Genomic DNA, 12158 nt, shown 5'->3' on the forward strand with positions numbered 1-12158 from the left:
CGGTGATCGGACGGCGGCGCCGCGATCAGTGCCCCAGCAGCCGGCGCCAGTTCGCCATGAAAGGTTGTTTGGCGGTGACCGACCCGAACCGGACCCGCCCGTGCACCAGCAGATGCAGCGGACCGATCGGGGGACCGCTGCGCACCTTGTTGTTGACGCTCGACCCGACCAGCTCCAGGCCGTCCAGATCGACGGTGGCCTCCTGCGGAACGATCAGGGTCAGTGAACTGGCGTAGTCGTCGACGCGGATCTCCACCACCTGGGTGGTCATCACCGCCTGGGTGAAGTCCAGGGTCACACCGGACAGCCAGCTGTTCACGTGCAACAGCGGCGCGACCTGCCAGTTGCCCCGCCGGTTCACCCCCGACATCCGCGGCCGGATGGCCCCGCCCTGCACCACGCTCGACAGTTGCGCCCCCACGGGACGCGGCTGCGGAATCGGCCGGGTGTGCCCGGGTGGCCGGACGGTGGGAGGTTCGCCGATGAGCCGCACTCCGGGCAGATCGATGAGCACCGCGTTCAGTTCACCGCGGGTCTTGGCGGCCAGCGCGGTATCCATCCGCTCGGTGAACTCCCCCAGCGACAGCATTCCCAGCCCGACCGCGCGCTGCAGCAGTTCGCCCACGTGCTCCCGTTCCGCATCGGAAACACGCAGGTCCCGGTTGCCGACCTGGCCGCCGGAACCCGCACCGTCGAAAACCGGATCGGGGCCGTTCATAGGACCGAGATTACCCAGCTCCGCCCGGATCCCGCATCAGGGCATTCCCGGATGCGGCAGGTTCTCCGGGCCGTCCTCACCCCGGCTTGTCACCGGGTTCCGCCGGATCCACGGGCGGCTCCGGCCGCGCACCGTCGCCTTCGCCCGTCCGGGGCATGGGGAGCCGGCGCTGTGCGCCCGCGAGCAGTCCGGCGAGATCGAACCTGCCGGTGCCCTCCGCGTCTCCGGACGCGGGGTCACCGTCCGGCTCGGGCGAATCCGGCTCGGCCACATAGATACCCTTGCCGTCCGGCGTCAGTTCGGCGAGCAGTTCCTCCGGATCGTCGGCGAGCAGCGACCTGATCGCCGTGTTCAGCACCGCGACCAGCGGTACCGCCAGCAGACCGCCCGCGATACCACCGAGCACCACGCCCGCCGCGATGGCCACCACCACCGCCAGTGGATGAATCCGCACGGCCCGCCCGAGCAGCAACGGTTGCAGCACATGCCCCTCGAGCTGCATCACGGCCACGATGATTCCCAGCACGATCAGCGCGGTGACCAATCCCTTGGTTACCAGGGCGATGAACACGGCCACGAAACCCGCCAGGAAGGCGCCGATGATGGGGATGAACGCGCTGATGAACACCAGGGAGGCCAGCGGCAGTGCCAGCGGGACGCCCAGCAGGGCAAGCCCGGCGCCGATACCGATCGCGTCGACGGCGGCCACCGCGACGGTGGCCCGCACGAAACCCACCAGCGAACCGAACCCGAGCTCCCCCGCGGTGCGCACCCGTTCGCGATGCGGGCGCGGCACGATCCGGGTGATGAATTCCCAGATCTGGTACCCGCTGTAGAGGAAGAAGATCAGGATGAACAGGGTCAGGAAGGTGCCGGTGAGGATATGCCCGATCATCGTCGCGGTGGTGAGGGCGCCGCTGGTGAGCGTGTCCTGATTCGATTGGATGGCGCGGACCGCCGCGTCACCGGCATTGCGGATCTGCTCGTCGCTCAGATGCATCGGCCCGTTGATGAGCCAGTCCTGCACCTGGTGGATGCTGTTGGTGAACTCGTCGGACAGCTGCGGCACGCCGACCACGAACTGTTCGACGACGAAGGTGACCACCCCGGCCACCAGCCCCAGCGAACCGACCATCGCGACGAACACGCCGAGCCCGCGCGGCAGTCCGCGCCGCTGCATCCAGTCCACCAGCGGGGCCAGCAGCGCCGCCGCGAGCATCGCGATCGACAGCGGGATCACGACGGTGTCCAGGCGCCGGACCGCCGCCGCCAGCACCCCCACCAAGGCGAAGATCACCAGCAGTCGCCATGCCCATTCGGCGGTCTGGCGGACGATCGGGTGCACGGCGTCGGCGGCGGTGGGTTTCGGCTCTGTCATCGAGGGCGAGCCTAACCCCCGAACCCGGGAGCATCGGGGCGTCGGCGCCGGACGCTAGATTGGTACACGTGTCAGCGCCATTGGAAGCGGTCAGACAGACCATGCATACGCGCTGGCCCCTGTACCTGACCTCGATGCTGCTCGCGAACGCGTTCGGCGCGGTACTGGTGTGGGCGTTCATCCAATACGGGTTGCCGGTGCCCGAAGGGCAGGAGCCCGGCGCCCGCGAGGTCGGCCTGTTGTTGCCGGCCGTCGTCTTCCTGACCGGCGGTGTGCTGAGCCTGGCCGCTTCGGCGCTGATGCTGCGACCGGTGATGCGCTGGCAGGTGCGGGGTGGCCCGCCGAGCCGGCAGGAGCAGATGGCGGCGCTGCATGCCCCCCTGCGGCAGGCGATCCTGCATCTGGCCTTGTGGATACTCGGCGGCGGCATCCTGGGCGCCTACATCATCTCGGAGACCGCGGCACTGGCCGCGACCGTGATCGTCAGCGAATGTATGGCCGCGACCATCGTGTTCGGTTTCACCTATATGCTCGGCGAGCGCATTCTGCGACCGGTCGCGGCCGAGGCGCTGACCGCGGGCCGCTTCGATCACACCCTCACTCCGGGCGTGGGCACCCGGATGGCCATGACCTGGGGAATGGGCACATTCGCCCCGACCATCGCCATCGTGCTGCTGTGCGTGACCCAGATCTCCTCGGACGTCAAATTCTCGGCACAGTCGCTGGCGGTTTCGATCCTGCTGCTGTGCGGGGTGGTGATCATGCAGGCATTGGCGCTGTCGATGCTCACGGCTTCCAGCATCTCCGATCCGGTCCGCCAGCTCAGCCAGGCCATCGACCAGGTGCAGAACGGCGCCCGCGATGTGCAGGTCGAGGTGTTCGACGGCAGCGAGATCGGGCTGCTGCAGGTCGGTTTCAACCGCATGATGGAGGAGGCGGCCAGCCGGCAGCGCCTGCAGGAACTGTTCGGCCAGCATGTCGGCGCCGAAGTGGCCCAGCGCGCCCTCGACTACGGCACCGAACTCGGCGGAGAGACCCGGTTCGTGGCCGTGCTGTTCGTGGATATGGTCGGCTCCACCGCCACCGCCGCCGAACATCCGCCGACCGAGGTCGTCAGCCTGCTCAACGAATTCTTCCGGGTGGTGGTCGATGTGATCGATTACCACCACGGGTTCGTCAACAAATTCGTGGGCGATGCCGCCCTCGCGATATTCGGCGCCCCGCTCGACCGGCCGGACGCCCCGACCGCGGCCCTGGCGGCCGCGCGGGATCTGCGCGAGGCATTGCGCTCGATTTCCGGGCTCGATATCGGTATCGGTGTTTCGGCGGGACTCGCGGTCGCGGGGAATATCGGTGCGGCGAATCGTTTCGAATACACCGTCATCGGAGATCCGGTGAACGAGGCGTCCCGGCTCACCGAACTCGCAAAGGATCATCCGGGCCGGGTGCTCGCCTCCGGGTCGGCCCTGTATTTCGCCGAGGAAAGCGAACAGCGGCGCTGGGTCGCGGGTGAGGAGGTGCAGCTGCGCGGCCGCCGCCGCAAGACCCGGCTGTCCTGGCCCGACACCACGCCCGACCAGGGCTGATCGCCGCACCTCAGGGACCGCGGAGCTACCCCCCTTGGCGCGGCGGAACGGGGACGCTACGGACTTGCGCTGGTCGTGTCCACTAGGCTGGCCCCGTGACGGCCAACGGTGATAGAGCGGATACCGCTGCCGTGTCTCCGGCCGAGAACACCCCCGATTCCCCATCCCGGGAGAATCGCCGGCGCAGATTCCGCTGGGTCAAATACCTGGTCGTCACCGTCGTCCTGCTGCTTCTGGTCGGCGAGGCCTTCTACCTGTGGCCACGGCTGCACGAATCGTGGCGCAAACTCACCGAAATCCATTGGGGCTGGGTGGCGGCCTGTATCGCGCTGCAAATGCTGTCGATGACCGGATTCGGGCACGTCCAGAAACAATTGCTGCGGGCCGGCGGCGTCGAGGTGAGCCAGCACCGGTCGGTCGCGGTGGTCTACGGCGCCACCGCCATGTCGGTGACGCTGCCGGCCGGCCAGGTCTTCTCCACCGCGTTCACCTACCGGCAGACCCGGCGCTGGGGCGCCAGTCCGGTGGTGGCCTCCTGGCAGCTGGTGTTCTCCGGTGTGGTGTCGGCCGTGGGCCTGGCCCTGCTCGGCGTCCTGGGCACCGTACTCGCGGGCGGCGAGGTGGGTCCGGTGAAGCTGGTCCTGTCGGTGGCGGGCGTGGTGGCGCTGGTGTGGGCGGGCAACTACGCGTCGCGGCATCCGGGCACGCTCGAGGGGGTGCTGCGGCGCGGGCTCGCACTGGTCAACCGGCTGCGCAAACGTCCGGCCGAGGCCGGCGCCGATAAGGTCCGGGAAATGCTCGCCCAGGTGGAGACGGTGGACCTGGGCACCCGCGACGGCGCGTGGGTCACCTGGTGGGCGGTGGTGCACCGGATCGCCGATGTCGCGTGTCTGGGGGCGGCCTGCTACGCCATCGGCGGCGACCCCCGCTGGGCCGGTCTGCTGATCGCGTTCGCCGCGGGGAAAGCCGTGGGATCCATACCGTTCGCGCCGGGCGGCATCGTCTACGTCGACGCGACGCTGATCTACGGTCTCACCGCGGCCGCCGGTCTGCCCGCGGCGCAGGCCGTGGCCGCCGCGTTCGTCTACCGGCTGGTGAGCTTCGTACTGATCGCGATCATCGGCTGGATCGTCTTCGCGTTCCTGTTCCGCACCCGCAATGCCGAGGACGACGAGTACGAGAAGGAGTTCACCCGGCGCAACGGGTGAGGCGGCGTATCAGCGCCGGCGCAGCGCCCGGACCGCGCCGCGCCAGCCGAGCAGGAACAGCGCCAGGACCAGCGCCGCCACCACTATGAAACTCACGGCCGTCCCCTGCCCCGAGACCACTCGCAGCAGCATCCCGACGACCAGTGTGCTCAGCCAGATCAGGATGCCGGCGGGCCACAGCCGGGTGGCGTCGAACGGTTCGGTACCCGAGGCGCGGCGAGCCCGCAGTACGACCAGGATCCACCCGACCGCCAGCCCGGTCGCGAACGGCCAGACGGTATGCAACAGACCGGTGAGCACCGCCTCGTCGTGACTTCGGCGCCCGATGGCACAGAACAGCACCACGAGCAGCGCATCGGCGGCGATCGGCCCGAACCTTCTCACCCGGTGCAGCCTAGTGGCCGGCCCCGGACTCGGATCGGGTCCCCCGCCGCACCCGCCGGGTCACTCGTCGGGTTTCGCGAAGGCCTGCAGCATCCGCTCGCCCATCCGGACGACCATATCGCCGCTGTCGACATCGGCGATATGGATCGCGAACGAAAGGTCACCCATGCCGGCGATGAGCCAGCCGTCGTCACCGGCCTTGGCCGAGTAGCCGACGACATCGCGGAATCCGCGCAACCGCGCCAGCTGCGGTGCGTTCATCCCGTCGCGCAGCGCGCCGCGCAGCGCATCGCCGACGGGCGGCTGCAAGGGCCCGACGGGAGCGTCGGTTTCACCCGGGCGGCCGCGTTCGATCATCGGAGTGCGCAGTGTGCCGTTTGCGATGGTGGCCGCCGCGATCGCCATCCCGAACGGGCTCACCAGCAGCGCATCCGATCCGCCGCCCTGGCGCACCGGTTCGGCGCCCCCGGCGCCCGCCGGGCGCCCGGTCACCTCCTCCAGGCCCGGCACCCGGAAGTCCACCCCGACGCCCAGCATCGCCGCGGCCTCCACGGCCTCCTGTTCGGAGACATCCTTGGGGGCCTTGCCCTTGGCGGCCCCGGCCGCGACCCGGAACAGGTCCATGGCACCGCCCGCCGGGTAGAGCCCGGTGAAGGCGACCGGCCCCTGCGCACTGGAGTAGTTGTTCTGCGCTACCGCCACCACGGCGCCGGTGGAGGGCTGGGTGACCACGATCGAGGCCGGGGAACCCACGCTGACCACCGCGTCCTCGGCGGCCCGCTGTAACCGCTGGTCCAGCGTTCCGGCGATATCGGGGCCGGCCGGACCCTGGTACCCGGCCAGCTGTTTGACGAATTGCCCGTTCTCGAACAGCTGCACACCCCAGCCGGAATGCTTGTCCTGGCTTTCCTCCCAGACGTTGTGCATGGCGTCCAGAATCGGGGAGAACACGCGGCGGTCGGAGACGATGAGCCGCGGCTCCTTCTTCATCACCACACCCGGGATGGGCGCCATCTCCGGTTCCAGGATCGCGAAATCGCCTTCGCGCAGGCTGACCGCGGTGATCGGTTTCCCGCCCGCCTGCGCCAGTTTGTCGCGCAGCGTCGCGCCGGTGATCAGCGGCGCCACCGGTTCGATGGCCCGGGCCAGGTCGTCGGTGGAACGGCCGACATCCGGCATCTTCGCGGGATCGAGCTGGATGACGTTGATGGGCTGCTGGGTCATCAGCGGTTTACCGATGTTGTCGACGACGCGCGGGGCCGGTTCCGGTGTGGTGCGCACGAGCTGCACGGTGCGGTTGTGCGCGAGCTGCGGCATGACCACCGAGGGGTCCCAGGAGATCTTCCAGCCGTTGGAGAGTTTGCGGATGGTCCCTTCCAGTCCGTAGGACCAGTCCTTGCGCTCCCCGAAGTTCCAGTGGACGTCGAGGCTGAAGATGCCCGATTCCGCGTCCAGCCCGATGAATTGCGATTTCTCGTAATCGACGGTGCCCGATTCCAGGCCGTCGAACATTTGCTCCAGGGTTGCCGAAGCGGCCGAGGGGTATGAGGTGAGTTCCGCGGCCCCGGCGTGGTCGCGTTCGTCGAGCAATTCCGTGAATTGGTCGACGACTGCCTCGGGACCGGTCGACTCGGACCCGGTCCCGCATGATCCCAGCGCTATTACCAAAGCCGCCACCCCCGTAAGGGCAAGAGCGCCCCGGAAGCGAAAGCGGCGGGATCCCCACACATCCATGTCGCCCACTCTTCACTCTTGTCACTTCGGTAACAAGACAACCGTACCTGAAAAATGCCTGCTTGCGAGTGCTCGCAAACCCGAAACCATACCCGGTCCCACCGTGTGTAGTTGTGGCCGTACCCAACTCGGCGCAAAGTGGACCATGATCGTTTACCGTCGCGTCCGCGGACACCCGGCGAAGCTACGCTACCGATCGATCCGAGGCGGTGCGGTGTTACCCCGCAAGTCCGCCGTCCCCGAAGAGATACCCCGTCACGGTAGCTCAGAATCCTCGGCGCGCGTGTGAGGTGTCGGTAGGGTTGCTGCCATGTCCGAAGGCGCCGTTCCGCAAACCTCGAGCAGCCCGATTCTGGTCCTCAACGGGCCGAATCTGAACACGCTCGGTATCCGGCAACCCGATGTGTACGGGTCCGAGACGCTCGAGGATGTAATCGAATTGTGCCGTCGGACGGCCGCGGCGCACGGCCGGGAGGTCGTGCATTTCCAGTCGAATCACGAGGGCGCGCTGATCGACCGGATCCACGAGGCCCGGGGCACGGTATCGGGGATCGTCGTCAATCCCGGCGGGCTGACGCACACCTCGGTATCGCTGCGGGACGCGCTGGTGATTCCCGAGGTGCCGATCGTCGAGGTGCACATCAGCAACGTCCACGCCCGGGAGGAGTTCCGCCGGCATTCCTATGTCTCGCCCGTCGCGGCCGCCGTGGTCGCCGGGATGGGCGTCTTCGGATACGCCGCCGCGATCGAATTCCTGCTCACCCGCCGCGCCTGAGCGCGACAGCACCACTCAGACCGCGGGCTCGATCCGGAAGACCGGGAATCCGGGCGCGATCCCGGCGAGTTCCGCGTCGGTGGAATCCTTGGTGATCCCCTCGAAGAACCGCCCGACCTCCCAGCCCCAGCGCTGCAGGTAGAGCCGCAGCAGCGGCACCTTGCCGGCGTCGGCGATCTCGACGGCCGTGAACGCCTCGACCTTGCGGCCCAGACGCAGTTCGCCGCCGCCGACCACCCGGATATTGCGCACCCACTGGGTGTGCCCGCGCGGGGCGACGAGATAGCGCTGCCCGTCGGACGCGGTCATGACATTCACCAGGGTGCTGCGCCATTCGCCGGATTTCCGGCCGCGCACTGCCAGCAACCGGGATCCGGCGATGCCGATCCCGAACTTGGGCAGGATGTTGACGATCCGGTTGACGATCGGGTCGAGGCCGGTGGGGGCGAGGTAGCGGGTCGCGGCGGTCATTTTCTTCTCCTTGTGAGCGGTGCTCTCTGTTGTGAACAACGATCGCACCCCGCCGCGGCAATGTCAAGAGCGGTGCTCTCCATTTGGGGTCGTGTCACAAACACGCCGCCCGCACCGTCATCCAGGTGTCCCCCCGCGAGACCTCGCCAACAGGAGTTCCGATGTCGATCGCCTACACCGTCGTCACCCTTTTCGCCGCCGCCTGGGTCGCCTTCTCGGCCGGGGCGCTGCTACTGCACGCCGGCTGGGTCGTGGACAACCTGCGGGATTACGGCGTGCCCGAAACCTGGTGGCCGTGGCTGGGCTGGGCCAAGGCCGCCGGCGCGGCCGGGCTCGTGGCCGGGCTCTTCGTCCCCGCGGTCGCCGTCGTTTCGGTGACCGCGCTGGTCCTGTACTTCGCGGGCGCGGTGCTGACGGTCGTGCGGGCCCACGCCTACTCACACATTCCCTACCCGCTGCTCTACGCCGTCCCGGTCGCCGTCGCCGGCGGTCTGGGCATCGTCGCGGCCTGATCACCGGGGACGCGAACCGGGGTATCTCCCGGATCCGCTCGCCGAACCGGGTACCGGGCGCCCGAATTTCTGAGACGGTGGTCGGGCGCCCGCCCGACGGTGCGTGCGCGGATACGAACGGCAGAGGAGAGACGCGTGCAGGCGGCAGTTTTCCACGGAACCGAACCCCGGCTGGTCATCGAGGACATCCCGGTACCCGTCCCGCAGCGGGGCGAGGTGCTGCTGCGGGTCAGTGCGTGCGGGGTCTGCCATACCGACCTGCACGTCCTCAAGTCCGAGGTGAAGTTTCCGGCGCCCGCCGTACTGGGCCACGAGGTGTCCGGCGTGGTCGAACAACTCGGCGCGGGCGTGGACAATATCGCGGTCGGTGACAGCGTGGTCTGCAGTTTCATCATGCCGTGCGGCGATTGCCGGCACTGTGTGCGCGGCGCCGAGGACCTGTGCGAGAAGTTCTTCGCGCACAACCGGTTGAACGGCACCCTCTACGACGGGACCTCCCGGCTGGCCCGCGCCGACGGTTCGCCGCTGGCGATGTACTCGATGGGCGGGCTCGCCGAATACTGCGTGGTGCCGGCCTCCGATGTCTTCGCCGTACCGCCGGAAGTGGGCCTCGAGGCGGTGTCCATCCTGGGTTGCAGTTCGTTCACCGCCCTCGGCGCGATCCACAATGCCGAACTCGGGCTGGGCGACCGCATCGCCGTGGTCGCCGCCGGGGGCGTCGGCTCCTCGATCGTGCAGTTCGCAGCCGCGGCCGGGGTCGCCCAGATCATCGCCGTGGATATCAGCGACGAGAAACTGTCCGCAGTGGCGAAACTCGGCGCCACCCACACGGTGAACTCCCGCACCGAGGACGTGGTGGCGCGGGTGCGGGAACTCACCGGCGGTCACGGCGTGGATATCGCGTTCGAGGCGCTCGGCAACGCCGCCACCTTCGCCACGGCACTGGATATCCTCGACGACGGCGGCCGGGCGGTGGTGGTCGGCATCGCCCCCGCGGGTTCCACCGGCGAAATCGACCTGGCCCGCCTGGTGCGCCGGAAACTCCAGGTCCGCGGCTCCTACGGCGCCAAGGCCCGTACCGATATGCCCGCGCTGCTGCGGATGGTCGCCGCGAACACGGTGCGCCCCCAGGAAGTGATCACCCGCCGCTACTCCCTGGCCGAAGCCGACGCCGCCTACCAGGCCCTGTCCCGTGGCGAGATCATCGGCCGCGCGATCATCGAGATGCGCTGACGCGCAGGTGGCGTGACGTCCTGTGTAAAGGGAAAATTCCGGGCCGAGCGAGTAACGTCGAGCCATGCCGACGGAGGTCCGCAACAACATCACATTGGAACGCTTCGAGATCACGGTCGACGGCGAGGTCGCGGGCTATACCGAGTACCAGGACACCGTCGACGAACGCGCGTTCGTCCACACCGAGATCGACCCGCGTTTCGATGGACCGGGATATTCCGCCGAACTGGTCGAGGCGGCCCTGCGCGCGACCTACGCCGACGGGCTCGGCGCGCTACCGATGTGCCGCGTGGTGCAGCATTTCATCGAGACCCGGCCGCAATATCTGCGGATGGTCCCGCACTGGGCCCGCGACCGCCTGGACCTGCCGCAATAGACGGTCGCGGAGCCCGTGCTCAGTACGCGGCCACCGCGCCGTCCAATGCCCGCTGCAGATCTTCCTTGACCACCCGGGTGATCTCCGCGGGCCGGGCCGGAAGTTCGGTGCGCGGCATTGCGAAGTGGAAGCTCGCCGAGCGCACCTCTTCCTTGGTGGGTTCTGCGGCGGGATCGGTGCGTTTGCCGTAGCTCAGCCCCAGGCAGACCAGTGCGGGCGCCGCGGCGAGCTTGCCGGCGCGGAAGGCGATATGCCCGATCCCGGTACCCACCGGCTGCACCCGGGCCTGGTCCACGTCGTTGCAGGTGCCCTCCGGGAAGATGGCCAGGCTGTCGCCCTCGGCCAGCCGTTCGGCACAGATATCCATCATCCGCTGACCGGCCGCGTTCACCGCCCGCAGGCCGTGATCGGTGCTCCGGAAGACCGGGATACCGCCCATCATGTCAATCCGGCGGCGCAGTTTCTCTTCCTCGAAGAGTTCGTCCTTGGCCAGCACCCGGGTGCGGCCGATGATGGGGCGCAGTTCGCTGCGCCAAGCCGCCGCGGCCAGTGTGTAGGGATCCAGGCGGGAGAGGTGATTGACCGCGATCAGCAGCGGCGTACGGGCCCGGATCAGGTCCCGGATCGCGGCGCGGGCGCCGTCGGAATAGCTGATCCGGGGCCGGTAGCGCCGGCCGAGCAGGGCGTAGGCGCCCATCGCCTGGATCCGGTTCTGCCGGTGCGCGCGGTAGAAATCGTAAACATCGTCACTGTTGCCGAGGAGCACCTCAGGGTGTCGCATACGGCTGACTCTACGAGCCCGGGCCGGTATGTCCAGGTGGCCGCGAACCGTCTCACGCGCGAACCCGGGACGAAGTGAACGGGTGATCAAAGCGGCGCGATCGGGCAATTACTGCGATGATGGCCTGGTGGCGCAGGCAGATGACCCCGATGATCGCAAGACCCGGGGCGGCCGCGGTGGTGGGCAGGAGCCCGACCCTGGTCGTCGCGGAAACCGGCAGGGTGAACAGGTGGTGCGAGCCGGTACGCTGCTGGTTTCCTCGACCGAGCTGGCCGAGCCAACATTCCGCCGCACCGTCGTCTACATCATCGAACACAACGACGCCGGCACCCTGGGCGTGGTGCTGAACCGGCCCAGCGATACCGCCGTCACCGATGTGCTACCGCAGTGGAGCGAGCTGTCCGCGCAGCCGCGCACCTTGTTCGTCGGCGGACCGGTCAAACGCGACGCCGCCCTGTGCCTGGGCACGGTCCGGGTGGGGTCCTCCATAGACGGGGTCCCGGGTCTGCGCCGGGTGGACGGCCGGGTGGTGCTGGTCGATCTCGACGCCGACCCGGATCGGATCGGCCCGCTGGTCGAGGGGGTGCGGATCTTCGCCGGATACGCCGGCTGGACGTTCGGCCAGCTCGACAGCGAACTCGCCAACGACGACTGGATCGTGGTCTCGGCACTGCCCAGCGATCCGATCGCCGGGCGCCGCACCGATATGTGGGCGGCGGTCCTGCGACGCCAGCCGCTACCGCTGTCACTACTGGCCACACACCCGATCGAGGTAGAACGCAACTGAGCCGCGCGGCGACACCGGTCCCGCCGCGTCGAGCGACGAGACCGGTGTGGCGGCGGGCGGTTCAGCGACCCCGGCGACGGAATACCGTGGTCGACCAGAAGAACCCGCCCACGCCGATCACCAGGCACCAGCCCAACGAGATCAGCGCGTTGTTCCCGATGGCGCTGCCCATGAGCAGGCCGCGCAGCGTTTCGGTGAACGGGGTGAACGGCTGG

Annotated in this window: 13 protein-coding genes; 7 read left to right on the forward strand and 6 right to left on the reverse strand. The window is 68.6% G+C overall.

Annotated elements, in window-relative coordinates; all coding sequences use genetic code 11:
• Positions 1–25 precede the first annotated feature (25 nt).
• Together ACWDU1_RS04375 and ACWDU1_RS04380 are read right to left on the reverse strand one after the other, a co-directional pair.
• Positions 26–718 carry a DUF1707 SHOCT-like domain-containing protein gene (locus ACWDU1_RS04375; RefSeq protein WP_449995849.1) on the reverse strand — a complete coding sequence of 231 codons (693 nt, stop codon included), beginning with the start codon at positions 716–718 and terminating at the stop codon, positions 26–28.
• A 76-nt stretch (positions 719–794) separates the two neighbouring features.
• Complete coding sequence (locus ACWDU1_RS04380; RefSeq protein ID WP_449995850.1) at positions 795–2096, reverse strand: AI-2E family transporter; 1302 nt, start codon at positions 2094–2096, stop codon at positions 795–797.
• A 101-nt stretch (positions 2097–2197) separates the two neighbouring features.
• Here ACWDU1_RS04380 and ACWDU1_RS04385 point away from each other — a divergent pair, with 101 nt between their 5' ends.
• Both ACWDU1_RS04385 and ACWDU1_RS04390 read left to right on the forward strand, forming a co-directional pair.
• A complete protein-coding gene (locus ACWDU1_RS04385) occupies positions 2198–3682 on the forward strand; it encodes an adenylate/guanylate cyclase domain-containing protein (protein ID WP_449995862.1) in 1485 nt (494 codons plus the stop codon).
• A 95-nt stretch (positions 3683–3777) separates the two neighbouring features.
• On the forward strand, positions 3778–4890 hold the full coding sequence (locus ACWDU1_RS04390) for a lysylphosphatidylglycerol synthase transmembrane domain-containing protein (RefSeq protein WP_449995851.1): 1113 nt from the start codon (positions 3778–3780) through the stop codon (positions 4888–4890).
• A 9-nt stretch (positions 4891–4899) separates the two neighbouring features.
• On the opposite strand, the gene ACWDU1_RS04395 is transcribed toward ACWDU1_RS04390, so the two are convergent.
• Together ACWDU1_RS04395 and ACWDU1_RS04400 are read right to left on the reverse strand one after the other, a co-directional pair.
• Positions 4900–5274, reverse strand: a complete 375-nt coding sequence (locus ACWDU1_RS04395) for a DUF3054 domain-containing protein (RefSeq protein ID WP_449995852.1) — start codon at positions 5272–5274, stop codon at positions 4900–4902.
• Positions 5275–5334: 60 nt separating this feature from the next.
• Entirely contained in the window at positions 5335–7008 is a 1674-nt protein-coding gene (locus ACWDU1_RS04400) for an NTF2-like N-terminal transpeptidase domain-containing protein (RefSeq protein ID WP_449995853.1), read from the reverse strand.
• A 310-nt stretch (positions 7009–7318) separates the two neighbouring features.
• On the opposite strand from ACWDU1_RS04400, the gene aroQ reads away from it, so the two are divergent.
• A complete protein-coding gene (gene aroQ, locus ACWDU1_RS04405) occupies positions 7319–7783 on the forward strand; it encodes a type II 3-dehydroquinate dehydratase (RefSeq protein WP_449995854.1) in 465 nt (154 codons plus the stop codon).
• A gap of 15 nt (positions 7784–7798) precedes the next feature.
• Here aroQ and ACWDU1_RS04410 read toward each other — a convergent pair whose 3' ends face one another.
• Positions 7799–8254: a nitroreductase/quinone reductase family protein gene (locus ACWDU1_RS04410; RefSeq protein ID WP_449995855.1), complete on the reverse strand. Its 456-nt coding sequence runs from the start codon at positions 8252–8254 to the stop codon at positions 7799–7801.
• Between the two features lie 161 nt (positions 8255–8415).
• Between ACWDU1_RS04410 and ACWDU1_RS04415 the strand changes: the two genes are divergently transcribed.
• The 3 genes from ACWDU1_RS04415 to ACWDU1_RS04425 all read left to right on the forward strand — a co-directional run bounded on the left by ACWDU1_RS04415 (position 8416) and on the right by ACWDU1_RS04425 (position 10375).
• Positions 8416–8766, forward strand: coding sequence for a DoxX family protein (locus ACWDU1_RS04415; protein ID WP_449995856.1), 351 nt, complete (start codon positions 8416–8418; stop codon positions 8764–8766).
• Between the two features lie 135 nt (positions 8767–8901).
• Positions 8902–9999: a zinc-binding dehydrogenase gene (locus tag ACWDU1_RS04420; RefSeq protein WP_449995857.1), complete on the forward strand. Its 1098-nt coding sequence runs from the start codon at positions 8902–8904 to the stop codon at positions 9997–9999.
• Positions 10000–10063: 64 nt separating this feature from the next.
• Entirely contained in the window at positions 10064–10375 is a 312-nt protein-coding gene (locus tag ACWDU1_RS04425; protein ID WP_449995858.1) for a GNAT family N-acetyltransferase, read from the forward strand.
• Between the two features lie 19 nt (positions 10376–10394).
• On the opposite strand, the gene ACWDU1_RS04430 is transcribed toward ACWDU1_RS04425, so the two are convergent.
• Positions 10395–11156: a lysophospholipid acyltransferase family protein gene (locus tag ACWDU1_RS04430; RefSeq protein WP_449995859.1), complete on the reverse strand. Its 762-nt coding sequence runs from the start codon at positions 11154–11156 to the stop codon at positions 10395–10397.
• 127 nt (positions 11157–11283) lie between these two features.
• Here ACWDU1_RS04430 and ACWDU1_RS04435 point away from each other — a divergent pair, with 127 nt between their 5' ends.
• A complete protein-coding gene (locus ACWDU1_RS04435) occupies positions 11284–11943 on the forward strand; it encodes a YqgE/AlgH family protein (protein ID WP_449995860.1) in 660 nt (219 codons plus the stop codon).
• The last annotated feature ends 215 nt before the right edge of the window (positions 11944–12158 follow it).

It is taken from the genome of Nocardia sp. NPDC003345, assembly GCF_053589395.1.